The organism is Aeromonas sp. TW 6 (assembly GCF_013168745.1).
Classification (GTDB): Bacteria; Pseudomonadota; Gammaproteobacteria; order Enterobacterales; family Aeromonadaceae; genus Aeromonas; species Aeromonas caviae.
In genome coordinates, this window is sequence record NZ_JABERS010000021.1 from 32,536 (window position 1) to 56,956 (window position 24,421).

Sequence of the window (24,421 nt, forward strand, 5' to 3'; positions counted from 1 at the left end):
GCGGCGTCATGGTGATGAAGTCGGTTCATGGTCATACCCTCAGCAGCTTGGCGCGGCTGTTGCCCCACAGGGGGTTGATGATGGCGCGGGTGCCCCAGATGCCGGTCACCATGCTGGAGATGAGCCCCAGGATCAGGGTGATGGAGAAGCCCTGCAGCGGCCCGGAGCCGATGGCATAGAGCACCACGGCGCAGATGAGGGTGGTGATGTTGGCATCGAAGATGGTGCGAAACGCCGAGCGATAACCAAAGTCGATGGCGTTGGCCAAAGACCCCCCTTCCCGCAGCCGGTCCTTGATCCGCTCAAAAATCAGCACATGGGTATCCACCGCCATGCCGACGGTGAGCACCAGACCGGCGATCCCCGGCAGGGTCAGCACGGCCCCCGGCAATACCGCCAGCATGCCCACCTGCATCAGCAGGTTGGCAACCAGCGCCGTGATGGCGACCCAGCCGAACTTGCGATACCAGGCCATCATGAACAGCATCATGCCCGCCATGCCGAACGCCAGGGCGGTGAAGCCCGCCTCGATGTTCTGCAGACCCAGGGTCGGGCCTATGCTGCGCTCCTCCAGGATCTTCAGCGGCGCGGTGAGGGCCCCGGCCCGCAGCAGCATGGCGAGCTCCTGGGCCTCGGGCAGGCTGCCGATCCCGGTGATGCGGAACTGGTTGCCAAGGGCGGTCTGGATGGTGGCGACGTTGATCACCTCGCTTCGGGCGCGCAGCTTGCCTTCGGTGTTGGTCTTGTACTCGGTGAAGACGGTGGCCATGGGCTTGCCCACGTGCTGGCGGCTGAACTGGTTCATCTTGCTCCCCCCCAGGGTGTCGAGCACGATGTTGACCTGGGGCTGCCCCATCTCCCCCATGTTGGCGCGGGCATCGACGATGTGCTCGCCGCTCAGCACCGGCTGGCGGGCCAGCCCCACTGCCTGGCCGCTGCGATCCGCCATGAAGAAGCGGCTGTCGGCCTTGGCTTCATAGAAGGCCAGGGACGCGGTGGCGCCGATCACCTCTTTCGCCTGCTTGGGGTTGTGCACCCCCGGCAGCTCGATGCGGATGCCGTCCTGCCCCTGACGCACCACCGAGGCCTCGACGATGCCGAGCTCGTTGATCCGCTTTTTCAGGATCGACAGGTTCTGGGTCACGGCGTTGTTCACCAGCAAGGTGCGCTCGGCGTCGCTCAGCACCAGGGTCAGTGCATTGCCGGAGCGGCTCAGTGTCCACTGATCCTGGCGGGTACCGGCACTCTCCTTGATGATGGAGAGCCAGGCCTCCTGCCCCGCCACGTCGGGCAGGGTGACGGCCACGCTCCCCTGGGCGGTGCGCATCACGCTGGCGCCGCGCAGGTTGGCCTCGCGAAAACGGGTGCGCAGGGTATCCACCAGGTTCTTGGTCTGGTTGTCGATGACAAAATCCACGTCCACCCCGATCAGCAGCTGGGAGCCACCGCGCAGGTCCAGCCCGAGCTTGATGGGATCGGCGCCGAGCCGGCTGATCCAGGCCGGGGCGTTGGAGTAGAACTCCAGGGTCAGGGCGGCGCTGTCCAGCCCCTGCTGCTCCAGCAACTGCTTGGCCAGTTGCTGCTCCCCCTGGCTGGCGAACACCAGCGCCATCCGGCCACCCTGGGCGATCTGCTTGAGGGGGTCGATGTGGTTCTCGGCCAGCAGGGTGCGCTGCGCGTCGCTCAGGCGCGACTGGCCGTGCAGACCGAGGGAGGGCTGCTCACCGAAGAAGGTGGGCAGGGAATAGAACGCGAACGTGACCAGCATCAGCAGCAACAGGGCGTACTGCCACAGGCTCATGCGGTTCAACACGGTATGACTCTTTTTTCTCATGAAATCGGCCTCTGTCAGGCGATGGCAAGGGGCGACACCGGGGTCGCACCGTGCAAAAAAATGAAACAAGACAGCCTAGCCGTTCACTAAAAGTGAACAGCAACAGAGAGAAGATGAGGCAACAGGTGGCAAGCTGACCCCATCGGGGTCAGGCGAGGAAGCTCTGGGCGAAGCGGTACTGCAGATGCCGGCGCTGCAGGCGGCGCCTGTGAATGCCGGCGAAGTGATCGCGAAAGCTCGTCCCCGGGTAGAAGAGGGCGGCATAGAACAGCAGGCCGCACAGCAGCAGCAGGATCGCCTGCTGGGACCAGCTCATCACCAGCTCGTAGACCACGCTGCCGGGCTGATGATCGCGGCTCAGGGAGTGCTCGAGGCGCAGCAGGTGATTCTGGTGGGAGCCGACGAACTTGACGATGCCATCGTCACTGCCGCTGACGCCGTGGGCCGCCGGGCTTGCGTCGGCAGGTGCCGCCCCCTCCGCCAGCGAGTGGGCCTGCTGGGCCGAGGGCTGGAACGCGGGTACCTTGACCCCCTCCACCGAGAGGGTAGAGAACAACAGTGCGAGGGTGATGAGCAGGGTCATCGCCGCCAGTTTCACGTTGTCGGTCAGGTTCAAAAGTTAATTCCCACACAATAGAAAGGGCAAGCTACCACAGCCTGCCCCACAAGAACAAGGGCGGCAGGCCCGGGGCCCGCCGCCCTTGTGTTGTCTCACCGCGTCCTCAGCGGCTGCGGGTCATGCCCTCGAAGTCCTCGGCATAGTCCTTGAGCAGGGTGTAGAGGTGGGCCCGCTGGGAGAGATCCATGGAGTGGCTGAGATCGCTCAGCCACTGGATGGTGCGCTGGCGGGACTGGTCCGTGTAGCCGGTGAAGCGGCCATCCATCAGGCCGTCCCCCTGCTGGAGCAAGCGGGTCAGCTCCTGGCCGAAATCCGGGCTCTGGCGCTGTTTCATCAGCCGATCCAGCTCCTTGGTCCAGGCCTCCTGAAAGTCGAGCCAGGGGGCCATCATCTCGTATTGCCACTCGGCCCACTGCGTGATGAGGGGCTCCTGGGCCGGCTTCACCTTGCCAATCCAGAACACCAGGCGCTCGTTCATCTTCTCCCGAAAGCCCTTGATCATCTCGGCCTTCGACTGGGTGGCAAAATCGTGCTGGCGCTCCTGCTGGCGCTTCACCCGATCGGCCATGAAGCGAGCCACCTGCTCGTCGGTCAGGGTCTTGGCGAGGCGCACCGTGCGGGGAATGGCATTCTCCAGAGTACGGGTCAGGCTCGCCTGGGTTCTGTCCAGATGCAGGGTCACCTGGGCCGGGCTCATGGGGCTGGCCACCGCCTTGGCCAGGGCGTCGAGATCCCGGGCATAGATGGGCAGCTCATGCTGCCGGTGCCAGGCCATCAGCCCCTTCACCTCCTGGTCCAGCAGCTTCTTCTGGCTGCGGTCCAGGGAGAAGTAGTCGTCCAGTTGCCAGACGATGGCCGAGTCGAGCCAGTAGTAGATCACCCGGGTGGCGCAACCCGTCAGCAGCAGGCAGAGCAGCAGCAGGCTCCAGCTACGCGGTTGACGCCATGAGAATGTGGTCACCATGCATGCCTCCCATTCATTGAATACACGCGTCGCGCGGGCCGTTGCCTGGCATCACTCCAGGCGCTGGCGGTTGATATCGATCAGGGCCTGATATTCGGGCCCGGGTTGCTGTTCGGCCATCAGCAGCGCCCACAGCAGGCCGATGTAATCGACCCAGGGCAGGAAGGCATCGGCCTGAAATCCCCGGTGCCCCAGCCCCGTCGGTGCCCCGTCCATGGCTTCAAGATAGCAGCTCTCCAACTGGCACCGCTGCTCTTCGCTCCAGCCGTGGGTGCGCTGGATGCTGGCGACCTCGAACCCAGGATGACCGGCGGCACCGTACTCCCAGTCGATGACCCAGGGCCGCGCCCCCAACAAGTTAGCCGGATTGAGATCGTGATGGCAAGGGAGCCAGCAGTCGTCCGGCTCCCGGCTCGCGAGCAGGGCCCGCTCCAGCGCGGGCAGCCAGGGAGGGATATGGGCCAGACGCTGCCGATAACCGCCGCTGTGGGCCCGCACCGCCATCACCACGGTCGGCACCGGCAGGCGGTGCAGCCGTACCAGCACCTCCGCCATCAGGCGGGGTTGCGCGGCGAGAGGCGGCGCCTGCTCGGCCCAGTTGGGTTCGTCGCACCACGCCAGCAGCATCAGGCCGGTGGCGGGATCGCCGTGATGACAGGGCAACGCCAGCCCCTGCCCCACCGCCCCCTGGTAGAGCTGCCACTCGGTGGCCCGGTCGATGCCAAGGCGCACCGGATCCGGATGACCGCGGCGCAGGAAGGCCTGCTCGCCAGTGGGGAGGCAAAGCCGGTAGTTGCCGTTGGTCAGGCCCTGACCCAGCGGCTCAAGGCGCCCCTGATCCCAAGGCGCCGGCAGGCTGGCGAGGAGCGCCAGCTCCGCCAGATCCCCCTGCCCCCGCGGGTCCTCACCAGCCAAAGGTGGACTTCTTGGCCTGTTTGCGGATCTCTTTCTGATCGGCCCACAGCAGTTCGCCGTTCTCCACATCCATCAGGTTCATGGTCATCTGGTAGTAGACGTCCTTCACCTTGCCGTTGTCCTTGACGATGCTGGCGAGGTTGCCATAGACCATGTAGCGGGCACCGGTCTGCTTGCCGAGCCGCACCATGGTGGCGGGATCCACCATGCCGCTGCCCTGCTGGTATTCGAGCTGCTGCTTGACCGCCGCCACCTTGCTCATGTCCACGAAGCGGAACTTGCCCGAGCGCAGCAGCTTGGTGCGGATAGTGTCGGTGATGGCCTCGGTGTCGATGTGCTCCGAGGTCTTGTTGCGGATGGAGTCCATGAACATCACCGGGCGGCCCCCGGCGGTGATCTCGCTGGTGGCCGGGGACGCCAGCATGGAATCCGCCATCTTGTCGGCGATGGCCTGCAAGTCGGAGGAGCCGTAATCGACGGTCACCGTCTCGGTCTCGGTGGGATCGCCATAGCTGACGGTGGTGCTGGAACAGCCGCCCAGCAGCAGGGCGCTGGTCAGGATCAGCAGGGCATGATTCATTTTCATCAGTAGGATTCCTCCATCACTTCGCGAACGTAAATCCGGTAACCCCGTGCAGCCGGGCTCGGCGCCAGGGCGGACAGGGTGCGGGTCTGGTAGCCATGCAGCTTGAGGGGGGTCCAGCCGCGGCCATCGCTGGCCACCTCCTGCCCCGCGTCGTCATACCAGTAGAAGAGATATTGCAGCGTGTTGTCACCACGCTGGGTGCTGGCCGCCGCCACGTTGACCTGCAACAGGCCGTTCTGCTGGCGCCGGCTGAGTTCGGTCAGGGTGACGTTGACGTTTTGATGCTGCTCGGCCACCGCCGCCGCACCGGCCGCGCCATAGAGCGCCACGCCGGAAGTATTGGTGGCACAGCCCGTCAGCAGCAGAACCAGGCCCAGGGCCAACCCTTGTGCTTTCATCTTGTTCTCCTTGCCGGTGGCCGTCGGCCTGACCGGTCATTCATCTGAGTTGCCATATGCGGTTCCCCCTAGAGGGGCATCACCCGGGTCGTGAGCCCGCTCCCCAGGCGCTGTACCCACACCAGGGTGGTGCGCCCGGCGTGGACGCTGAGTGGCAGGGTACGCATGGCGCTGCCCGCCCCCAGGGTCAGGGTGACGTTCCCGGCCGGGACCATCCCCTGCCAGCTCGAGGCCTTTGCGGGCAGCGTCAGCCAGCTGCGGGTATCCGCCCGCTCCGAGAGGGTGTTGAAGATCCCCACCAGGATGTTGCCCACATCCCCCCCCTCCTTGGCGGCGGTGCGCCGTACCTGCTCCTTGGCCACCAGCCGCAGGGCCTGCCGGGTCAGCATGCCGGGCAGCCGCTCCTGCAGATCCTTGGCCGCCAGCGCCTCCAGCCTCACCAGCTCGCTGGTCTGTGCCACCCCCTTGCCCACCGACAGGGTAAGCGGGGCGCCGTCGCTGGCCCGATTGTCGTAATAGGGCACCGCCACGGTAAAGGTACGAAAATCGCCGCTGGAGGTGGAGATGGGCAGCGGCAGGAAGAGCTCCCGGCGCGCCGGGATGAGGCCATCTTCAAACAGCACCACCAGCTGGCCCTGATCCTTGGCCAAGGGCGGCGCCTTGCGGCCCATCCGTTGCTCGGTCTCCTTGAGCTCCTCGGGAGAGCCGCGAAGCCGGGCCAGGCGCAGCAGGGCATCCTGCAGGCTCTGGTTGTCCGGCGCTATCTGATAGCCGCGCTGGTAATCGACCCAGGCGTCGTTGAGATCCCCGGCCGCCTCGTAGAGCACGCCGGAGAAATAGAAGGTGTAGGCGTTCTGGAAACCGTTTTTCACCTGGCCTATCAGGCGATCGAGCTCGGGGGCGCCGCGCGACATCAGCTGGCGCATCTCCCCGGCTTCGTCCTCCTGCTCCCCCTCCTGCGCGGCCTTGCGCACCTCGTCGGCCCGCCGTTTAAGGGCCTGCTCCTGCACCTGGTTGGCACGGCGCACCTCTACCAGGGCGCCGTCGGCATCCCCGCGCTGCAAGTAGTTGAGCGCCAGATAGTGGTGCAGCATGGTGCGCTCGTAATCGGGCGCCTGGTAAGCCAGGGTCTGATCGTTGGTGAGCAGGCTGCCCGCCTGGGCCAGTCCCTGGCTCAGGCGGTACTCGGCCTGACTGTCTTCCCACGCAAGCCGGCTGTCGGCGGCGGCAAAGGCCTGCTTGCTGGGGCCGTCCTGACCCGCTAGCCAGGCGATGCGCCCCTTCTCCAGCTGGTCGAGCACGAAGGTGTCGTCCCCCGGGGTCGATTCGCGCACCTCGAGCAGGGCCTCGGCGGCATGGCCCAGCAGCAGCTGGTTGCGCAGGGGCACCATCTGATCCGAGTAGGAGACGAACATGTCTTTCCACTGGGAGGCACAGCCCCCCAGCAGCAGACCGGCCAACAGCAGGCCGGTCGACGGGACGAGGCGCATCACAGGCTCAGCAGGGGTCCCAGGGGCTCGCCACCGACCAGGTGCAGGTGGATGTGATAGACCTCCTGCCCGCCGTGACGGTTGCAGTTCATGATGAGGCGGTAGCCGTCCTCGGCGATGCCCGCGTCGCTGGCGAGCTTGCGGGCCACGGTGAACATCCGGCCCAGCGCCAGCTCGTGATCCGGCTCCACGTCGTTGACGGTGGGGATGAGCACGTTGGGAATGATCAGGATATGGGTCTTGGCCTTGGGCTGGATGTCGCGAAACGCGGTCACCAGATCGTCTTGATAAAGGATGTCGGCGGGGATCTCCTTGCGGATGATTTTGCTGAAAATGGTTTCTTGCGCCATGGGTAACTCCTTTATAGGAAAAAGAAAATTCAATACAAAGCTCAAGCGGCTCCCAAACAGGCCGCCGCAATGCGCCAAGTGTGACACAAGCCGACATTTGGCACAGCCGTTGTCCCAATCGCTTCAGTTATTGTGAAGAATACCGATAGCGAGGAGACGTCCCGCGAACCACAACGGCATCCCCTTCGGGGCATGCAGGGTATCAAAGGGACGGGGTACTCAGGCAAGGGACTTTTGCACAGACAGCGGGACAATAATGAAACAAACAATGTCAGACCTCTCGATCCTACAGAGAGTCTATCTGGGCTTTGCCATCCTGGTCGCCGTCATGGTCGCCAGTGCGGTACTGACCTTTCGCGGCCAGAGCGAACTCAGCGGCGCCCTGGATCAGGTGACCCAGGAGTCCATGCCGCTGGTACTCGCCAGCAGCCAGACCCAGATAAGCCTGCTCAGCGCCAACAAATGGCTCACCGACGTGCTGACCGAGCAGGATCTCAAGCAACTGCCTGCGGAAGTGGCCGAGTTGCAACAGGCCAAGGGCCAGGTCGACAAGATGGTCGCCAGCCTCAAGCAGCAGGTGGCGGTTCATCCCCAGTTGCAGGCGGACATGACTGCACTCGTCAAGCTGGTGGATGACTACCTGCAACTGACCCAGACCCTGCCCGGCGAACACGAGGCCCTGCTCACCCGGCTGCACAAGGTCAATCAGGCCAAGGGCCAGTTCCAGGTCAGCCTGCCCCAGTTCAAGAAGAACCTGGGGGACATGATGGTCACCATCGACGACAGCTTCATCAAGATGCTCTCCGAGACCCTGACCACCAAGCTCTCCGCCATCGAGCTCTCCACCATGGATGCCCTCAACCAGAGCATCCCCGCCCCCATCGAGGCGGCGCTCAAGCGCAACAAGATGCAGATCGAGGGCTTCAACAGCACCATCAAGGATCTCCAGGGAGAGCTCAAGGATTTCGACAACAACATGGGCCACTACGTCCATGGCTTCGTGCGTGACACCACGGGCAATGACGGCGTGCTCTCCCAATACCTGGCCCTGATGAAGCAGCAGCAGGCCATGCGCGAGCAGAGCAAGCAGGCGAGCCAGCTCATCCTCAGCATCCAGAACAAGCTGGAGGGGATCACCGCCCAGAGCCAGCAGCTGATGAACGCCAGCATCCAGGCCTCCGATCGGGTGCAGACCCAGAGTACCCTGACCCAGGGGGTCAGCATCGCCATCGCCATCTTCGTCGCCATCCTGGTGGCCTTCACCCTGGGCAAGGCCATCCGCCGCCCCCTGAAAGAGCTGCTGCGGGTGCTGACCGAAGTGACCCAGGGTGACATGACCCAGCGGGTCGGCTTCAAGAGCCAGAACGAATTCGGCCAGCTCGCCAGCCAGATCAACCTGTTGATCCACCAGATGGGGGATGTGCTAAAGCAGCTCTCCCAGGCTTCGACCCAGCTCAACAGCGCCGCCCACGACAACCGCCACACCACCGAATCGGTGCGGGCGGATCTGGAGAAACAGCGTCAGGAGACCGCCTCGGTCGCCGCCGCCATGACCCAGATGGAGGCCTCGGTGCGGGAGGTGGCCCAGGCCGCCAACCAGACCCTGGAGCGGGTGCAGGATGTGGAGAAGGCCTCCGAGATGGGGCGCAAGGTAATGGCAGGCAACATCACCACCACCCATCAGCTCGCGGGCAAGCTGCAGCAGACCGGCAAGGTGATTGGCGACGTGAGCGCCATGAGCGGCCAGATTGGCAACATCCTCGACGTCATCCGCGGCATCGCCGAGCAGACCAACCTGCTGGCCCTCAACGCCGCCATCGAGGCGGCCCGCGCCGGCGATCAGGGACGCGGGTTTGCGGTGGTGGCCGACGAGGTGCGCAACCTGGCTGGCCGCACCGCCCAGTCCACCAGCGAAATCCAGACCATGATCGAGAACCTGCAGCAAGGCGTCGCCCGGGCAGTCAACGTGATGCAGGAGTGCTCCCGCGAGATGGACAGCTGCGTGGATCAGAGCTCCCAGGCCAACAACGCCATGGAAGAGGTACAGGGCATCGTGGTGCTCATCAGCGACATGTCGAGCCAGATAGCCTCCGCCGCCGAGCAGCAGCAGGCCACCAGCGCCGACATCGCCACCAACCTCAACCGCATCTCCGACATCTCGGATCTCAACTATCAGGGCATAGAGCGGGTCGCCGAGACCAGCCAGCAGCTCGACTCCCTTGCCGAGCAGCAGGAGGGGCTGGTCCAGCGCTTCCGCCTCAGTGCCTGATGGCCACGACCCGATACGACAAGGCCCCGCATTGGCGGGGCCTTTTCATGGCAGCGAAGAACCTGGCTCAGGCGTAGGCGATGGCGCCCTTGCCGACCCCTTCATAGGCGACAATCTTGACGAACTTGTCCCCTACCTGCTTCTTCACCTCGCGGGCGATGTAATGGGCCAGCAGCTCGATGGTGGTATCGGTGTCGATCATCTCCACCTCCGCCGCCGGCATGGCGAGCTGGAACAACCCCTGGGGCGCCACATACTTGAAGCCGATGTAGTGAGCGTCCCCTTCTTTCAGTGACGCCTCGGCCCGCTCGCTCAGGGCGAGTTCGCCAAGGGCCACCCTGTCCTCTTCGGTGCCCAGGTAGATGTCGGCCCAGCGCTCGGCCCAGTTGAACTCCAGCTCCTCGTCACGCTCTCCATCCACCAGGATCTCGACGGGAGAGCGGTGGCCGTGGGCGATGCGCTGGCAGTTGCCGTCGTGCTTCTTGAGGCCGTGGCTGTAGTGGTAGAAGGCGCCCTCGATGCGCTCCGAGCGCAACGTCAGGGAGAGATCCTTGATGTTGCCGGGCAGACGCTTGGCCAGTACCCCCAGCAGATAGCGGGTCACCGACTCTTTATCCACCTGGGGGGCGGGAATGAAGGCAAACCCTTGGGTCGGGCAGCGCAGGTGGATGGCGCGACCCGGACGCAGCAGATCCACGGTGCTCTCGTCGTTCTCCAGCGCGTGGACATGGACCAGGGGACATTCCGTCGGCACCAGCAGCTTGTGATCCACCTCTTCATCGATGATCGACTTGATGAGCTTCTTCACCCGACCGAAGTCCAGCAACATGCTCATCTCGTTGAGCTCGCCACTCATCTCGATGTCCACCAGCCAGCTCTCGCCCACCATGCCGCGGCGCTCGCATAAATAGCTGGAATCGATCACAGTCAAATCTCTAACAAATAACTTCATTACTCAGGCCTTGCTACAGAGAAAGTGCAGTTTGCGATATTATGACCCCGGATTATCGGCAAAGGAACTGGAACCCCCCATGAACAAATTGCTTATCAAGAATGCCACCCTGGTCAACGAAGGCCGCATCTATGCCTCCGACGTCCTGATCGAGGGTGAGCGGATCGCCCGCGTCGCCCCGGACATCAGTGCCCCCGATGCCGTGGTGATCGATGCAACGGGCCGTCATCTCATCCCCGGGATGATCGATGATCAGGTCCACTTCCGGGAACCCGGCCTGACCCACAAGGGAACCATCGCCAGTGAATCCCGGGCCGCCGTGGCCGGTGGCACCACCAGCTTCATGGAAATGCCCAACGTCAATCCCCAGACCACCACCATCGAAGCCCTCGAAGCCAAATACCAGATCGCCGCCAACTCCGCCGCCGCCAACTACAGCTTCTACCTGGGTGCCACCAACGACAACCTGGAAGAGATCAAGAAGCTCGATCCCAAGCAGTCCTGCGGCATCAAGATCTTCATGGGGGCCTCCACCGGCAACATGCTGGTGGACAACCAGGAGACCCTGGCAGCCATCTTCCGCGAGAGCCCGGTGATGATCGTCACCCACTGCGAGGACACCCCGTCCATCAAGGTGCTGGAAGACGAAGCTCGCGCCAAGTGGGGCGAAGACGTGCCCATGCGCGAGCACGGCCGCATCCGCAGCGCGGACGCCTGCTACAAATCCTCCAGCATGGCGGTCTCCCTGGCCAAGCAGTACGGCGCCAAGCTGCACGTGCTGCACCTGACCACGGCGAAAGAGCTCTCACTCTTTACCGCCACCCCGGATCTGAAGGATCTCAAGGACAAGAACATCACCGCCGAAGTGTGCGTCCACCACCTCTTCTTCAACGAGGCGGACTACGACACCCTGGGCAGCCAGATCAAGTGCAACCCGGCGGTGAAGAGCGCTGCCGACCAGCACGCCCTGCTGGATGCGGTACGCAACGACGTGCTCGACATCATCGCCACCGACCACGCTCCCCACACCTGGGAAGAGAAGCAGAACAGCTACTTCAAGGCGCCCTCCGGCGTGCCCCTGGTGCAGCACTCCCTGCAGGCGCTGCTGGAGCTCTACCACAACGGCGTCTTCTCGCTGGAAACCATCGTCAAGAAGACCTCCCACGCGGTGGCCGAGCGCTTCCAGGTGCAGGATCGCGGCTACATCCGGGAAGGTTACTTCGCCGACCTGGTGCTGCTGGATCTCGGCAAGCCCTACGTGGTCACCGACAGCAACCTGCTCTACCTGTGCGGCTGGTCCCCGTTCAACGGCTACCGCTTCCAGAGCACCATCGAGATGACCCTGGTGAACGGACAAATAGCCTGGCAGAACGGCCAAGTCACCGACAAGGTATTGGGCAAGCGACTCACCTTCAACCGCTGATCTGGATGATGACCGCTTCCAGCGCGCCCTGCTTGAGATGACCCTGGTCAACGGGCAAATAGCCTGGCAGAACGGCCAAGTCACCGACAAGGTATTGGGCAAGCGTCTCACCTTCAACCGCTGATCTCGGCTTGAGAGCATCACGCCAAACGGCCACCTCCGGGTGGCCGTTTTTCCTGCAAGACAGCGGTGAGGTGCCGACAAAATGCACCACTGGTCGCACTTTGATCCGAAGTTGCTCGCAAAGCAGGCAAACGATCTCGAACCTGAATTTCCCCTGTTGACAGGGTCGGGGCATCTCCATAAACTCCCTCCCCGTCAGCCGAGCTGACTCCGTCGGTGTGTAGCGCAGCCAGGTAGCGCATCTGCATGGGGTGTAGAGGGTCGGAGGTTCGAATCCTCTCACACCGACCAAATTCCCCGAGAAAGGCCTTGTCAGACGACAAGGCCTTTTCTTTTATGGTCTTCCACCGCGATTGTCTCTCCGATCCCTTTGTGCTGTAGTAAAACCCCCTTTGCCAAGCGGCCCGCATCATGTTGCCTTCCCTTCGTACTTTCTGCACCCTTGCCCTCAGCGCCCTGCTGGTCGGCCAGCTCGCGGGCTGCGCCACCGCCTATGACAGTGAAAAATCGTTCTGGAATGGCCAGACCGGTTTTTCACAGACCCAGCTTGGCCCGGCCCGCTGGCAACTGGAGTTTGTGGGAAACGATCTGGTGGACAGGGAAACGGCGCGCAAATACGTGCTCAAGCGGGCCGGTGAGGTGGCACTGGCAAAGGGATACCCCTGGATTCGGGTCGAGACGCTGACCCTGTCGCGGGATGCCGTCAGGGTCACCCCGACCCGCCCCCAATTCGGGTTCGACGAGTACGAGCCAGACACCTTCATGGACGACATGCAGGTGGAACATCGCACCTCGGCCCTGCTCGTCTTCACCCTGGAGGCCAGCCCCCGGGACGCACAGAGCATGGAAGCCGTTTATCTCGCAAAAATTAAAATAAACAGCGATTAATACAAATAAATCACAAGATGCATATCAAATGCAGCTAACAATAGCGCAAAACTCCGAAACAAGTCACTGGATTTCCCCTTCGCGATTAGGCATGCTCCAGCACACCGGCTGTCTGGATTCCACCGCCCGGATCACAAAAAAGGACTGAGGCGGCCCCTCGCCGCCTGCACAGGCATTGCACCTATCGAAACCGGAACTCCCCCATGAAAATGAACAAGTTGACCGTTGCCATCCTCATTGCGATGTTGCTTGGCATCGTGACCGGGCAGGGTTATCGCCTGCTCGCGCCCGCACAGGCCGCAGGCTTTGCCGATGACATCACCCTGCTGACCGACATCTTCCTGCGCCTCATCAAGATGATCATCGCCCCCCTGGTGTTCACCACGCTCGTGGTCGGCATCGCCAAGATGGGTGACACCCGCACCGTGGGCCGCATCGGCGTCAAGACCCTGGGCTGGTTCATGCTCGCCTCCCTGATGTCTCTGACCCTGGGGCTGGTCATGGTCCACCTGATGCAACCTGGGGTGGGGCTCTCCCTCTCCCTGCCCGATGACGGCGCCAGCTCCGGCGTGCTTGCCACCGCCATCTCCCTCAAGGATTTCGTGACCCACGCCATCCCGAAAAGCGTGGTCGAGGCGATGGCCACCAACGAGATCCTGCAGATCGTGGTCTTCTCCCTCTTCTTCGGGCTGGCCGCCGCCGCCCTGGGGGACGACGCCAAGCCCGTGGTCAAGCTGATGGCCAGCGGCGCCGAGATCATGCTCAAGGTGACCGGCTACGTGATGAACTTCGCCCCGTTCGCGGTGTTTGGCGCCATCGCCGCCATGGTCGCCAAGGAGGGGCTCGGCATCCTCGCTACCTATGGCACCTTCATGGCCCAGTTCTATCTGGCGCTCGGCTGCCTATGGCTGCTGCTCATCGCCATGGGCAGCCTCTTCATCCGCCGCCGCATCCTGACACTGCTCGCCCTCATCCGCGAGCCCATCCTGCTGGCCTTCTCCACCGCCAGCTCCGAGGCCGCCTACCCCAAGACCCTGGACAGGCTGGAGAAATTTGGCTGTGACAAGCGCATCGCCAGCTTCGTGCTCCCCATGGGCTACTCCTTCAACCTGGACGGTTCCATGATGTACTGCACCTTCGCGGTGATGTTCATCGCCCAGGCCTATGGCATCGAGCTCTCCACGGCCCAGCAGATCACCATGCTGCTGCTGCTGATGGTCACCTCCAAGGGAATGGCCGGGGTGCCCCGCGCCTCCCTGGTGGTGATTGCCGCCACCCTCAACCAGTTCCACATCCCGGAAGCGGGCATCCTGCTGCTGCTCGGTATCGACCACTTCCTCGACATGGGGCGCTCCGCCACCAACGTGCTGGGCAACGCCATCGCCGCGAGCGTGGTGGCCAAGAGCGAAGACAGCCTGGGGGAGACCGCCCCCCTCGGCGAGGTGGACACCGCCAAGGCGTGATCCCCCCTGACCCCCATGACAACGGCCCGCTTCTGCGGGCCGTTGTCATATGCCTGATGGGGCACGCCGCGCCTCAGCACCAGCGCCTGACCTGTCGGCAATAGTCGTCATAGGCATCGCCGAATTGTCGCCGCAGCGCCTGCTCCTCCGCCAGGATCTGGAAGCGGGTAAGCCAGCCCCAGAGCAGCAGCGGCCCGAGCCACACTGCCATGCCTCCCAGATAGCACGCCAGCGCCAGGGTCCAGCAGAGCAGCCCCAGGTACATGGGATTGCGGCTGATGCGATAGACGCCCCGGGTCACCAGCACCCGGCTGCTCTCCAGCCGCTGGGGGTGCACAGTGGTGCGCTGCTGCCAGAAATGCAGAAGCGCACCGCCCCCCAGCAGGGCTCCCGCCAGCCACAGCGTGGCGACCAGCACCAGCCACAGGGGCGCCGCCCTCCCCTCACCCCGCCCCAGCCACATGGCGAGCACGATGACGACGAACAGCAGCAACGGTGGAATCCGCAACGTCAGCTTCATATTTTCTTCCTGCAACACGTGCCACGATTGACGCCGTTGAGATACACTCCCAGAGTCGGCATCTGGATAAAAAGTGAAATATATCATTAGCATAGCAACATGCTATGACCAGCCCTGCCGCAGCTCGCCTCAGCGATGAGCCCAGCCTCAACTCAAGACAATAAGAAAGGACTTGCCCCATGCACAAGAAAACACTGCTCGCGACCCTGATTTTTGGCCTGCTGGCCGGCCAGGCGGTCGCCGCCCCCTATCTGCCGCTCGCCGACGACCACCGCAACGGTCAGGAACAGACCGCCGCCAACGCCTGGCTGGAAGTGGATCTCGGTGCCTTCGAGCACAACATCCAGACCCTGAAGAATCGCCTCGGTGACAAGGGCCCGCAGATCTGCGCCATCATGAAGGCGGACGCCTACGGTCACGGCATCGACCTGCTGGTCCCTTCCGTGGTCAAGGCAGGCATCCCTTGCATCGGCATCGCCAGCAACGAAGAAGCACGTGTTGCTCGCGAGAAGGGCTTCGAAGGTCGCCTGATGCGGGTGCGGGCCGCCACCCCGGATGAAGTGGAGCAGGCCCTGCCCTACAAGCTGGAGGAGCTCATCGGCAGCCTGGAGAGCGCCAAGGGGATCGCCGGCATCGCCCAGCGCCATCACACCAACATCCCGGTGCACATCGGCCTGAACTCCGCCGGCATGAGCCGCAACGGCATCGATCTGCGCCAGGACGATGCCAAGGCCGATGCCCTGGCCATGCTCAAGCTCAAGGGGATCACCCCGGTCGGCATCATGACCCACTTCCCGGTGGAGGAGAAAGAGGACGTCAAGCTGGGGCTGGCCCAGTTCAAGCTGGACTACCAGTGGCTCATCGACGCCGGCAAGCTGGATCGCAGCAAGCTCACCATCCACGCCGCCAACTCCTTCGCCACCCTGGAAGTGCCGGAAGCCTACTTTGACATGGTGCGCCCTGGCGGTATCATCTATGGCGACACCATTCCCTCCTACACCGAGTACAAGAAGGTGATGGCGTTCAAGACCCAGGTCGCCTCCGTCAACCACTACCCGGCGGGCAACACCGTCGGCTATGACCGCACCTTCACCCTCAAGCGCGACTCCCTGCTGGCCAACCTGCCGATGGGCTACTCCGACGGCTACCGCCGCGCCATGAGCAACAAGGCCTATGTGCTGATCCATGGCCAGAAGGCCCCCGTCGTGGGCAAGACTTCCATGAACACCACCATGGTGGACGTCACCGACATCAAGGGGATCAAACCCGGTGACGAGGTGGTCCTGTTCGGACGCCAGGGTGATGCCGAGGTGAAACAATCTGATCTGGAGGAGTACAACGGTGCCCTCTTGGCGGACATGTACACCGTCTGGGGCTACACCAACCCCAAGAAGATCAAGCGCTAAGCAAATTGCTGACATGAAAAAGGGCCCCCTATGGAGCCCTTTTTTTTACTGCGCCGTTCACGCCGTCTTTTTGCGGGTCATCAGCAGACTCAGTCCCATGGAGGCCAGCAGGATCAGCGCCACCACGCCAAGGGCGATGCCGGTCGGTATCTTGAAGATATCGAGCAGCAACATCTTGACCCCGATGAACATCAGGATCAGCGCCAGGCCGTATTTGAGCAGGGCGAAGCGATCGGCCACCCCGGCCAGCAGGAAGTACATGGCGCGCAGCCCCATGATGGCGAAGATGTTGGAGGTGAGCACGATGAAGGGATCCGTGGTCACCGCGAAGATGGCCGGGATACTGTCCACCGCGAAGATGAGGTCGCTCACCTCCACCAGCACCAGGATGAGCAGCAGCGGGGTCGCGTAGCGCACACCGTCACGCCAGACGAAGAACTTCTCCCCCTCCAGCGTCTCGGTCACCTTGAAGCGACGACGCATCCAGCCGAGCAGGGCATTGTTCTCGAGATCCGGCTCCTTGTCGGCCGCCCACAGCATCTTGGCACCGGTCAGCAGCAAGAAGGCCCCGAACAGGTAGAGGATCCAGTGGAACTGCTCGATGAGCCAGCTGCCCGCGAACACCATGCCCGCGCGCATCACGATGGCCCCCAGCACCCCGTAGAGCAGGACCCGGCGCTGCAGCTCCGCCGGGATGGCGAAGTAGCCGAACAGCATCAGCCAGACGAAGACGTTGTCCACCGCCAGTGCCTTTTCGATGAGGTAGCCGGTGAGAAACTCCAGCCCCTTCTGGTTCGCGATTTCGCGCCCGGCACTGTGATCCAGCCAGAGCCAGATGGCCAGGTTGAACAGGAGCGCCACGCTGACCCAGATGAGAGACCAGATGCCCGCCTCTTTCAGGGACACCTTGTGCGCCTTGCCGCCACCGACAAAGCGGATATCAATCCACAACAGGACCAGCACTATGCTGAAGAAACCGGTCCACATCCACCATTCACCCATTTTCACTTCTCCCAAAACGACAAAACCCACGGCCGGGAGGCAGTGGGTTCGCGTTTGGAGCAGATACACCTTGCCTCTCGGCAAGGTCTCACTTACAGCCGACTTGCGTCAACTGCCCGGCTGCCGGGTGCACTGCAGGATATGGGTGCACCGTAATGACGACAAACCGGCGAGAAGTTACTCCCCTTGTAAGGCGGATAGTAGCAGCGACAACCGCTGGCGCCAAGAGAGGATTTGATGGGCAGGCAAAAAAGAGGGGCGCCACCCGGGCGCCCCTGTCACGCTCCCATCCTCAGAGCGGGTCCACCTTGAGACAGGAAACCGCGTGGTCGAAGTTGCCCTCGAGCTGGGGCCGGGTCTTGGCGCACTCCGGACCTGCCACCGGGCAGCGGGTGCGAAACACGCAGCCGGAGGGCGGATTCATGGGGGATGGCAGGTCCCCTTCCAGGATCTGGATGACCTTGCTGCGCTCCAGATCCGGATCCGGGATGGGGACCGCCGACATCAGCGCCTTGGTATAGGGGTGCAGGGGATTGGCGAAGATCTCCTTGCCGGTCCCCAGCTCCACCGCGTTGCCCAGGTACATCACCAGCACCCGATCGGAGATGTGTTTGACCACTGAGAGGTCGTGGGCGATGAAGATGAGGGAGAGACCCATCTCCTTTTGCAGGGATTTGAGCAGGTTCACCACCTGAGCCTGGATGGAGACATCCAGCGCCGAGACCGGCTCGTCACAGATGATCATCTTGGGCTCGAGGATGAGCGCCCGGGCAATGCCGATGCGCTGGCACTGGCCGCCGGAGAACTCATGGGGGTAACGGTTCACCAGGTTCGGCAACAGACCCACCTTGGTCATCATGGCGCGCACCTTCTCCTTCACCTCTTCCCTTGGCAGGGTCGGGTAGAAGGTGATGAGGGGCTCGGCGATGATGTCCCCTATGGTCATGCGGGGGTTCAGGGAGGCCAGCGGATCCTGGAAGATCATCTGGATCTCCTTGCGCTTCTCCCGCAGGGCGTTCTGCTCGAGCTTGGTCAAGTCCTGCCCAAGCCACACCACCTTGCCGTCGGTGGCCGGTACCAGGCCGATGAGGGCACGGGCGAAGGTGGATTTGCCGCAACCGGACTCCCCCACTACGCCCAGGGTCTCCCCTTCGTAGAGGCGCAGGGTCACCCCGTCCACCGCCTTCAGGGCGGAGGGCTTGGCCCAGGGCCAGGCCTTGTCACTCTTGATATGGAAGTGAACCTTGAGGTCGGACACTTCCAGCAGCAGTTTCTTGTCAGTACCCATTTAGTTCACTCCCTTGATCATGGCATCCGATACCCAGTGGCACGCCCGCTCCCGACCGTCGTTGAACGGTGTCAGGATCGGCGATTGCTGGCCACAAATCTCGCTCACCCGGTGGCAACGCTCCTGGAAGGGACAGCCGGTGGGCAAACGCAGCAGGTTGGGCGGATTGCCCGGAATGGTGGGCAGCTCTTCCCCTTCGGTGTCGAGGCGGGGAATGGCGCGCAGCAAGCCTTCGGTATAGGGGTGGCTCGGGCGATAGAAGATATCGTTGACCCGGCCGTACTCCATGGTCCGGCCTGCGTACATCACCAGCACCTTGTCGCAGATGCCGGCCACGACGCCAAGATCGTGGGTGATCATGATGATGGCGGTGTTGAACTCGCGCTTGAGCTCGTTCATCAGGGTCATGATCTGGGCCTGTACCGTCACGTCCAGCGCCGTGGTCGGCTCGTCGGCGATGAGCAGCTGCGGCCGGCACAGGAGCGCCATGGCGATCATCACCCGCTGACGCATGCCGCCGGAGAACTCGTGGGGGTACATGTTCATCCGCTTGCGCGACTCGGGGATCTTCACCGCGTCCAGCATGCGCACCGACTCCTCGAAGGCGGCAGCCTTGGTCATCCCCTTGTGCAGCATCAGCACTTCCATCAGCTGATCCTTGACCTTCATGTAGGGGTTGAGCGACGTCATGGGGTCCTGGAAGATCATGGCGATCTTCTCGGAGCGGATCTTGTTGAGCTTGTGCTCCGGCAGATTCAGGATCTCGTCCCCCTGAAATTTGGCCGAGCCGGTGATGACACCGTTCTTGGCGAGTAGCCCCATGATGGCAAAGGCAGTCTGGGACTTGCCTGAGCCCGACTCCCCGACGATCCCCAGGGTTTCGCCGGCAGAAAGAGAAAAGTTGAGGTCGTTGACGGCCACCACATTGCCGTCCGGGGTCTTGAACTCGACCCGCAGATCTTTCACATCCAGTAATTTCATCTCAGTACTCCTTATCGCGCTGTCGTGATGGGGGCCTGCCCGTGGTGAACGCGGTGCGTTCCCTGAACGGGTCTGATGGCCCCTTGGCGTCTTGCCGGTCCCTGGGTATCAGCGATCCTTGGGATCCAGGGCATCACGCAGACCATCCCCGAGGAAGTTGAAGCAGAACAGGGTCACCACCATGAAACCGGCGGGGAACAGGAGTTGCCAGATGGCCACTTCCATCGACTTGGAGCCTTCATCCAGCAGGGCGCCCCAGCTGGTCATGGGCTCTTGCACGCCCAGACCCAGGAAGCTCAGGAAGGATTCGAACATGATCATCCCCGGCACCAGCAGGGTGGCGTAAACCGCCACTATGCCGAGCACGTTGGGCACGATATGACGGGTGATGATCTTCCACTTGGAGACGCCGCAGACGTGGGCCGCCTCGATGAACTCCTTGCTCTTGAGACTCAGGGTCTGGCCGCGCACGATCCGCGCCATGTCGAGCCAGCTCACCGCGCCGATGGCGAGGAAGATGAGGGCCAGATTGCGACCGAAGAAGGTCACCAGCATGATCACGAAGAACATGAAGGGGAAGGCGTTGAGGATCTCAAGCACGCGCATCATCAGGCTGTCGACGCGACCGCCGATGAAGCCGGACGCGGCGCCGTAGAGGGTGCCGATGATGACAGCCACCAGGGCCCCCATGATGCCGACCATCAGGGAGATGCGTCCGCCGAGCAAGGTACGCACGAACAGGTCGCGCCCCAGGCTGTCGGTGCCGAACCAGTGGCCGGTCTCCATGTCCGGGGCACTCTGCATGGCCCCCCAGTCCGGGTCATCGAACGTGTACTGGGACAGGTGGGGCCCCACGATCACCGCCAGACCGATGATGGTCAGGATGATGAGGCTGGTCAGGGCCGCCTTGTTGCGCAGGAAACGGCGACGGGCATCCTTCCACAGGGAGCGTCCTTCCACCACTTCCACTTTCTGGGCGAACGCCTCGACGGCTTCGCGCTTTTCAGTTGTGACTACCATGATGAACTCCCGGCTTAGTAACGGATCTTGGGATCGATGACGGCATAGAGAATATCGACCACGGCGTTAAAGGTGATGGTGAGGGCGCCGACCAGAATGGTCAGACCGAGCACCATGGAGTAATCACGGTTGAGGGCACCGTTGACGAACAGCTGGCCGATCCCCGGCAGGCCGAAGATGGTCTCGATGACCACGGAGCCGGTGATGATGCCCACGAAGGCCGGTCCCAGGTAGGAGACCACCGGCAGCATGGCCGGGCGCAGCGCGTGCTTGAGGATGATGTGACGCAGGGGCAGCCCCTTGGCGCGGGCGGTACGGATGAAGTTGGAGTTCATGGTCTCGATCATGCTGCCGCGCATGATGCGGGAGATGGCGGAGATGTAGTACATCATCATGCCGAACACCGGCAGTACCATGAACTGGGCGCCTCCCCCCTGCCAGCCTCCCGCCGGGAACCAGCCCAGATAGATACTGAAGAAGAGCACCAGCAGCGGTGCCAGCACGAAGCCGGGTATCACCACCCCGGCCATGGCCGACGACATCAACAGGTAGTCGATGAGGGTGTTCTGTTTCAGGGCCGCAATGGTGCCGAAGGTGACCCCCAGGGTCACTGCCAGCAGGAAGGCGACCGAGCCTATCTTGGCGGAGACAGGCAGGGCCTGGCTCACCAGATCATTGACGGTGAAGTCCTTGTATTTGAAGGAGGGCCCCAGATCCCCCTGGACCAGGTTGCCGAGGTAAGTGAGGTATTGCATGCCGATGGGCTTGTCCAGGCCATATTTGGCTTCGATGTTGGCCAGGACTTCCGGCGGCAGGGCGCGTTCGCTGGTGAAGGGGTTACCCGGGGCGAAGCGCATCATGAAGAAGGAGACGGTGATCAAGACCAGCAGAGTCGGGATCGCTTCCAGTAGACGTTTAAGGATGAATTTCAACATAGACATTTCCTGTCCTGTACTGCTTCCAAAGGGTCGCGGTTGTAATAAAGGCCCGCCGTCTGGCGGGCCCTGCTTGTTATGCGACTTGTTTCTTTACTCAGTGAGCAACGATGTACATGTCTTTGCTGTAGATGTTGTCCAGCGGGTTGGCCGGGTAGCCGCCCACGTAGGGCTTGACCATGCGGGAGGTCACGTACTGATAGATGGGGGCGATCGGCATGTCCTTGGCCAGGATCTCTTCGGCCTGGACATAGAGCTTGTTGCGCGCCTCGGCATCCACCTGGTTGCGGGACTCGCTCATCAGCTTGTCGAACGTCGGGTTGGAGTATTTGCCGTCGTTGTTGCCGTGAGTGGTCTGCATCAGATCCAGCATGGAGGAGGCTTCGTTGTAGTCCGCAATCCAGCCGGCGCGGCCCACGTCGAAGTTACCCTGCTTCTTGGTCTCCAGGTAGGTCTTCCACTCCTGGTTCACCAGGCTCACCTGCACGCCGAGCTTCTTCCACATGGAGGCGACGGCCACGGCCACCTTTTTGTGGTTGTCGTCGGTGTTGTAGAGCAGCTCGAACTTGAGCGGCTTGCCCGGGCCGTAACCGGCTTCGGTCAGCAGCTCTTTCGCCTTGGCATCGCGCTCTGCCTGGGTCAGCTTGGACCAGGCCGGCGCCACCGGCTTGAAGCCATCTACAAAGTCAGGCACGAGCGTGTAGCCCGGGGTTTCGCCCTTGCCCATCACCTTGTCGGCGATCACGTTGCGATCGATGGCATAGGAGAGGGCGGTACGCACCCGCACGTCGTCAAACGGCTTGTGCTTGAAGTTGTACTGGTAGTAGTAGGTGCCCACATAGCCGCTGACCTTTACTTCGTCCGGCAGCTCTTTCTTCATCTGCTTGAAGCGTTCGATGGGCATGTTGTAGGTCAGATCCACTTCGCCAGCCAGATAGCGGTTCAGCTCGGCGTTGGTGGACTGGATGGGCAGGTAGGTCACCTTGTTGATGACGGTCTTGCCGTTGTTCCAGTAGTTGGGGTTGCGCTCGACGTCGACGCGCTCGTTGACCACCCAGTCCTTCAGCACGTAGGCGCCGTTGGATACCATGTTGCCGGGCTGGGTCCACTTGTCACCGAACTTCTCGATCACCTTCTTCGGGACCGGATAGGTGGTGGTGTGGGAGAGCATGCTGACGAAGTAAGGCACCGCCTTCTCCAGCTGCACCTCGAAGGTATGATCGTCCACCGCCTTCACACCCAGAGTGTCGGCCGGCTTCTTGCCCGCGATGATGTCGGAGGCATTGATGATGGTCGGGATCTCCATGTACCAGGAGTAGGGAGAGGCCGTCTTGGGATCCACCGCGCGCTGGAAGGCAAAGACGAAGTCATGAGCGGTGACGGGATCCCCGTTGGACCACTTGGCATCCTTGCGCAGGTGGAACACGTAATGTTTGTTGTCCTTGGTTTCCCAGGACTCGGCGACGCCGGGCAGGGTCTCACCCTTGGGGCCGGAGGAGACGAGACCTTCGAACAGGTCACGCAATACGTTGGATTCGGGGGTACCTTCCACTTTCTGGGGATCCAGGGTGGCGGGTTCGGAACCATTGCCTTTCACCAGGGTTTGCTCGGGAGCAAGCTTGGTACCGGCGGGGACATCGGCGGCGTGAGCCAGGGTGGCGCCACCGAAAAGTGCAGTCAATAAAAGGGTATTAATAATTGTTTTTCTATGAGTCATTTCCATACTCCAACAAGAACATTCCATGCATTTGTTATCCACGAGACAAACACCTCGCTGCCCGCATAATTCCCTGACAATTCTGATAATGCAATAGATATCATCAGGAACAGGCCGCTTTCATGGTCAAAAAAACAACTTAAAACCATTTATTCAGCATTTAAATATCCCGCAGCGGTCATTTTTCGTACAAGGCAGCTCGATTCTAGGAAATGACCAACAAAAAAGAAACAATAAAAAGCCGGTCACAAGGACCGGCTCCGACAAAAACGGACCTGGCTCACACCAGACCGGGGAAGACTCCCTTGATGCCCGCCACGATGATCTCGATGCCAAGGGACATCATGATGAGACCCATGATACGGGTCACCACGTTGATGCCGGTGTTGCCCATCAGCTTGAACAGCAGGGGAGCGGCGCGGAAGATGAGCCAGGAGCAGCAGGCAAACGCCACCACCACCACGAACATGCCGGCCATCTGGGGCAGGGTCTTCTGGCTGGCATAGACGATGGAAGAGGAGATGGCACCGGGTCCGGCCATCAGCGGCAGAGCCAGGGGCACCACGGCAATGGATTCACGCGCAGCCAGTTCACCCTTCTCCTGCTTGTTGTGCTTCACCTCCCCCAGCTTGCCCTGCAGCATGGACCAGGCGATCAGGGTGATCAGCGAGCCACCGGCAATGCGAAACGATGCCAGGGAGATGCCGAAACTGTCGAGGATGAGCTGTCCCATGCACATGGAGACCATCAGGATGATCATCACGGCAATGTGGGCGGTGGTGTTGGTCTTGCGTCGCTCCTCCGGCGACATGTGGCCCGTCAGGCTCACAAAAACCGGCAACAGACCCAGCGGGTTGATGATCGCAAACAGGCCGACGAAAAATTTCAGGTATAAAGAGAAGTCTATTGCTGCCATAGGCGCCATCCAGAACCAATACGAGCCACAAGGGGCCAACCCCCAAACTGCGCGTAAATTTACACCATGGCTTTTCCCTTCTCCAATCAAATAATCTCACCCTTACCGGGGCTTTTTAGTTAGTTCCGCTAATGTATCGATAAAATTCAACATATCGGGTTGTTAAGGGAGAGAGGCCGCCATTAACATCGCCGGGTGCCATGGCAGCGCGTTATATCAACCCTCAGCCAAGAAACGATATTTTCGGCAAATGGCACCCTTGCTTCTCACCACGCCTGCTTGCCGCCCCCACCCGCTCCTGTGACCCCGATTTTTGGCCTTTCTCACCCTGGTGCGGCGCAAGCGGGGCCCGCTGTGAAGAG

23 protein-coding genes and 1 tRNA gene are annotated in these 24,421 nt (G+C 62.1%); 6 read left to right on the forward strand and 18 right to left on the reverse strand.

Annotated features, from left to right (window positions below; genetic code table 11):
• Positions 1 to 31: 31 nt before the first annotated feature.
• The 8 genes from secD to hinT form a co-directional block, all read right to left on the reverse strand.
• A complete protein-coding gene (secD, locus tag HKD46_RS11970; protein WP_103261854.1) occupies positions 32 to 1,834 on the reverse strand; it encodes a protein translocase subunit SecD in 1,803 nt (600 codons plus the stop codon).
• A gap of 148 nt (positions 1,835 to 1,982) precedes the next feature.
• The gene (locus HKD46_RS11975) at positions 1,983 to 2,450 is read right to left on the reverse strand and encodes a hypothetical protein (RefSeq protein WP_041212852.1); all 468 of its coding nucleotides are present in this window, start codon (positions 2,448 to 2,450) and stop codon (positions 1,983 to 1,985) included.
• Between the two features lie 106 nt (positions 2,451 to 2,556).
• A complete protein-coding gene (locus tag HKD46_RS11980; protein WP_041215412.1) occupies positions 2,557 to 3,417 on the reverse strand; it encodes a DUF6279 family lipoprotein in 861 nt (286 codons plus the stop codon).
• Positions 3,418 to 3,468: 51 nt separating this feature from the next.
• Entirely contained in the window at positions 3,469 to 4,332 is an 864-nt protein-coding gene (locus HKD46_RS11985) for a phosphotransferase (RefSeq protein WP_171865460.1), read from the reverse strand.
• Positions 4,322 to 4,918, reverse strand: coding sequence for a penicillin-binding protein activator LpoB (gene lpoB / locus HKD46_RS11990; protein WP_103261852.1), 597 nt, complete (start codon positions 4,916 to 4,918; stop codon positions 4,322 to 4,324). Before lpoB ends, HKD46_RS11985 begins: the two co-directional genes overlap by 11 nt.
• Positions 4,918 to 5,316 (reverse strand): YcfL family protein, encoded by a 399-nt coding sequence (locus HKD46_RS11995; RefSeq protein WP_010674345.1) that lies wholly within the window; start codon positions 5,314 to 5,316, stop codon positions 4,918 to 4,920. The genes lpoB and HKD46_RS11995 overlap by 1 nt, the downstream gene beginning before the upstream one ends.
• Before the next feature lie 68 nt (positions 5,317 to 5,384).
• Positions 5,385 to 6,806, reverse strand: a complete 1,422-nt coding sequence (locus tag HKD46_RS12000; protein ID WP_171865461.1) for a COG3014 family protein — start codon at positions 6,804 to 6,806, stop codon at positions 5,385 to 5,387.
• A complete protein-coding gene (hinT, locus tag HKD46_RS12005) occupies positions 6,806 to 7,156 on the reverse strand; it encodes a purine nucleoside phosphoramidase (RefSeq protein WP_010674343.1) in 351 nt (116 codons plus the stop codon). The genes HKD46_RS12000 and hinT overlap by 1 nt, the downstream gene beginning before the upstream one ends.
• Positions 7,157 to 7,412: 256 nt before the next feature.
• Between hinT and HKD46_RS12010 the strand changes: the two genes are divergently transcribed.
• A complete protein-coding gene (locus HKD46_RS12010; protein ID WP_171865462.1) occupies positions 7,413 to 9,425 on the forward strand; it encodes a methyl-accepting chemotaxis protein in 2,013 nt (670 codons plus the stop codon).
• 67 nt (positions 9,426 to 9,492) lie between these two features.
• On the opposite strand, the gene HKD46_RS12015 is transcribed toward HKD46_RS12010, so the two are convergent.
• Entirely contained in the window at positions 9,493 to 10,377 is an 885-nt protein-coding gene (locus tag HKD46_RS12015; protein ID WP_069652656.1) for a 6-carboxytetrahydropterin synthase, read from the reverse strand.
• 79 nt (positions 10,378 to 10,456) lie between these two features.
• On the opposite strand from HKD46_RS12015, the gene HKD46_RS12020 reads away from it, so the two are divergent.
• A complete protein-coding gene (locus HKD46_RS12020) occupies positions 10,457 to 11,800 on the forward strand; it encodes a dihydroorotase (protein WP_041212846.1) in 1,344 nt (447 codons plus the stop codon).
• Here HKD46_RS12020 and HKD46_RS12025 read toward each other — a convergent pair.
• Positions 11,790 to 12,104, reverse strand: a complete 315-nt coding sequence (locus tag HKD46_RS12025; RefSeq protein WP_041212845.1) for a hypothetical protein — start codon at positions 12,102 to 12,104, stop codon at positions 11,790 to 11,792. The genes HKD46_RS12020 and HKD46_RS12025 overlap by 11 nt on opposite strands.
• 33 nt (positions 12,105 to 12,137) lie before the next feature.
• On the opposite strand from HKD46_RS12025, the gene HKD46_RS12030 reads away from it, so the two are divergent.
• From HKD46_RS12030 to HKD46_RS12040, 3 genes are all read left to right on the forward strand, one after another.
• Positions 12,138 to 12,214: transfer RNA gene (locus HKD46_RS12030), tRNA-Pro, on the forward strand.
• Between the two features lie 120 nt (positions 12,215 to 12,334).
• Positions 12,335 to 12,811: a CC0125/CC1285 family lipoprotein gene (locus HKD46_RS12035; protein WP_041212844.1), complete on the forward strand. Its 477-nt coding sequence runs from the start codon at positions 12,335 to 12,337 to the stop codon at positions 12,809 to 12,811.
• A gap of 203 nt (positions 12,812 to 13,014) precedes the next feature.
• Entirely contained in the window at positions 13,015 to 14,274 is a 1,260-nt protein-coding gene (locus tag HKD46_RS12040; protein WP_041212843.1) for a dicarboxylate/amino acid:cation symporter, read from the forward strand.
• A gap of 73 nt (positions 14,275 to 14,347) precedes the next feature.
• On the opposite strand, the gene HKD46_RS12045 is transcribed toward HKD46_RS12040, so the two are convergent.
• The gene (locus tag HKD46_RS12045) at positions 14,348 to 14,794 is read right to left on the reverse strand and encodes an isoprenylcysteine carboxylmethyltransferase family protein (RefSeq protein ID WP_010674336.1); all 447 of its coding nucleotides are present in this window, start codon (positions 14,792 to 14,794) and stop codon (positions 14,348 to 14,350) included.
• A 179-nt stretch (positions 14,795 to 14,973) separates the two neighbouring features.
• On the opposite strand from HKD46_RS12045, the gene alr reads away from it, so the two are divergent.
• Positions 14,974 to 16,200, forward strand: coding sequence for an alanine racemase (alr, locus tag HKD46_RS12050; protein WP_041212842.1), 1,227 nt, complete (start codon positions 14,974 to 14,976; stop codon positions 16,198 to 16,200).
• A gap of 57 nt (positions 16,201 to 16,257) precedes the next feature.
• Here alr and HKD46_RS12055 read toward each other — a convergent pair whose 3' ends face one another.
• The 7 genes from HKD46_RS12055 to HKD46_RS12085 all read right to left on the reverse strand — a co-directional run bounded on the left by HKD46_RS12055 (position 16,258) and on the right by HKD46_RS12085 (position 24,059).
• Positions 16,258 to 17,202 (reverse strand): TerC family protein, encoded by a 945-nt coding sequence (locus tag HKD46_RS12055; protein WP_041212841.1) that lies wholly within the window; start codon positions 17,200 to 17,202, stop codon positions 16,258 to 16,260.
• 292 nt (positions 17,203 to 17,494) lie between these two features.
• Positions 17,495 to 18,490: a murein tripeptide/oligopeptide ABC transporter ATP binding protein OppF gene (gene oppF, locus HKD46_RS12060; RefSeq protein WP_010674333.1), complete on the reverse strand. Its 996-nt coding sequence runs from the start codon at positions 18,488 to 18,490 to the stop codon at positions 17,495 to 17,497.
• The gene (locus HKD46_RS12065; protein WP_039038983.1) at positions 18,491 to 19,471 is read right to left on the reverse strand and encodes an ABC transporter ATP-binding protein; all 981 of its coding nucleotides are present in this window, start codon (positions 19,469 to 19,471) and stop codon (positions 18,491 to 18,493) included.
• A gap of 108 nt (positions 19,472 to 19,579) precedes the next feature.
• Positions 19,580 to 20,491 carry an oligopeptide ABC transporter permease OppC gene (gene oppC, locus HKD46_RS12070; RefSeq protein WP_010674331.1) on the reverse strand — a complete coding sequence of 304 codons (912 nt, stop codon included), beginning with the start codon at positions 20,489 to 20,491 and terminating at the stop codon, positions 19,580 to 19,582.
• A 14-nt stretch (positions 20,492 to 20,505) separates the two neighbouring features.
• Positions 20,506 to 21,426 carry an oligopeptide ABC transporter permease OppB gene (oppB, locus tag HKD46_RS12075; protein ID WP_010674330.1) on the reverse strand — a complete coding sequence of 307 codons (921 nt, stop codon included), beginning with the start codon at positions 21,424 to 21,426 and terminating at the stop codon, positions 20,506 to 20,508.
• 97 nt (positions 21,427 to 21,523) lie between these two features.
• Positions 21,524 to 23,143 carry an ABC transporter substrate-binding protein gene (locus HKD46_RS12080; RefSeq protein ID WP_041212840.1) on the reverse strand — a complete coding sequence of 540 codons (1,620 nt, stop codon included), beginning with the start codon at positions 23,141 to 23,143 and terminating at the stop codon, positions 21,524 to 21,526.
• 280 nt (positions 23,144 to 23,423) lie between these two features.
• Positions 23,424 to 24,059 (reverse strand): YchE family NAAT transporter, encoded by a 636-nt coding sequence (locus HKD46_RS12085; protein ID WP_010674328.1) that lies wholly within the window; start codon positions 24,057 to 24,059, stop codon positions 23,424 to 23,426.
• Between the last annotated feature and the right edge of the window lie 362 nt (positions 24,060 to 24,421).

What these genes read in the sequence shown, in the direction of transcription:
- secD (WP_103261854.1), bottom strand. Translation starts at nt 1,834, where the DNA reads ATGAGAAAAAAGAGTCATACCGTGTTGAACCGCATGAGCCTGTGGCAG.
- HKD46_RS11980 (WP_041215412.1), bottom strand. Translation starts at nt 3,417, where the DNA reads ATGGTGACCACATTCTCATGGCGTCAACCGCGTAGCTGGAGCCTGCTG.
- lpoB (WP_103261852.1), bottom strand. Translation starts at nt 4,918, where the DNA reads ATGAAAATGAATCATGCCCTGCTGATCCTGACCAGCGCCCTGCTGCTG.
- HKD46_RS11995 (WP_010674345.1), bottom strand. Translation starts at nt 5,316, where the DNA reads ATGAAAGCACAAGGGTTGGCCCTGGGCCTGGTTCTGCTGCTGACGGGC.
- HKD46_RS12000 (WP_171865461.1), bottom strand. Translation starts at nt 6,806, where the DNA reads ATGCGCCTCGTCCCGTCGACCGGCCTGCTGTTGGCCGGTCTGCTGCTG.
- hinT (WP_010674343.1), bottom strand. Translation starts at nt 7,156, where the DNA reads ATGGCGCAAGAAACCATTTTCAGCAAAATCATCCGCAAGGAGATCCCC.
- HKD46_RS12010 (WP_171865462.1), top strand. Translation starts at nt 7,413, where the DNA reads ATGAAACAAACAATGTCAGACCTCTCGATCCTACAGAGAGTCTATCTG.
- HKD46_RS12015 (WP_069652656.1), bottom strand. Translation starts at nt 10,377, where the DNA reads ATGAAGTTATTTGTTAGAGATTTGACTGTGATCGATTCCAGCTATTTA.
- HKD46_RS12020 (WP_041212846.1), top strand. Translation starts at nt 10,457, where the DNA reads ATGAACAAATTGCTTATCAAGAATGCCACCCTGGTCAACGAAGGCCGC.
- HKD46_RS12025 (WP_041212845.1), bottom strand. Translation starts at nt 12,104, where the DNA reads ATGGAGATGCCCCGACCCTGTCAACAGGGGAAATTCAGGTTCGAGATC.
- HKD46_RS12035 (WP_041212844.1), top strand. Translation starts at nt 12,335, where the DNA reads ATGTTGCCTTCCCTTCGTACTTTCTGCACCCTTGCCCTCAGCGCCCTG.
- HKD46_RS12040 (WP_041212843.1), top strand. Translation starts at nt 13,015, where the DNA reads ATGAAAATGAACAAGTTGACCGTTGCCATCCTCATTGCGATGTTGCTT.
- HKD46_RS12045 (WP_010674336.1), bottom strand. Translation starts at nt 14,794, where the DNA reads ATGAAGCTGACGTTGCGGATTCCACCGTTGCTGCTGTTCGTCGTCATC.
- alr (WP_041212842.1), top strand. Translation starts at nt 14,974, where the DNA reads ATGCACAAGAAAACACTGCTCGCGACCCTGATTTTTGGCCTGCTGGCC.
- HKD46_RS12055 (WP_041212841.1), bottom strand. Translation starts at nt 17,202, where the DNA reads ATGGGTGAATGGTGGATGTGGACCGGTTTCTTCAGCATAGTGCTGGTC.
- oppF (WP_010674333.1), bottom strand. Translation starts at nt 18,490, where the DNA reads ATGGGTACTGACAAGAAACTGCTGCTGGAAGTGTCCGACCTCAAGGTT.
- HKD46_RS12065 (WP_039038983.1), bottom strand. Translation starts at nt 19,471, where the DNA reads ATGAAATTACTGGATGTGAAAGATCTGCGGGTCGAGTTCAAGACCCCG.
- oppC (WP_010674331.1), bottom strand. Translation starts at nt 20,491, where the DNA reads ATGGTAGTCACAACTGAAAAGCGCGAAGCCGTCGAGGCGTTCGCCCAG.
- oppB (WP_010674330.1), bottom strand. Translation starts at nt 21,426, where the DNA reads ATGTTGAAATTCATCCTTAAACGTCTACTGGAAGCGATCCCGACTCTG.
- HKD46_RS12080 (WP_041212840.1), bottom strand. Translation starts at nt 23,143, where the DNA reads ATGACTCATAGAAAAACAATTATTAATACCCTTTTATTGACTGCACTT.
- HKD46_RS12085 (WP_010674328.1), bottom strand. Translation starts at nt 24,059, where the DNA reads ATGGCAGCAATAGACTTCTCTTTATACCTGAAATTTTTCGTCGGCCTG.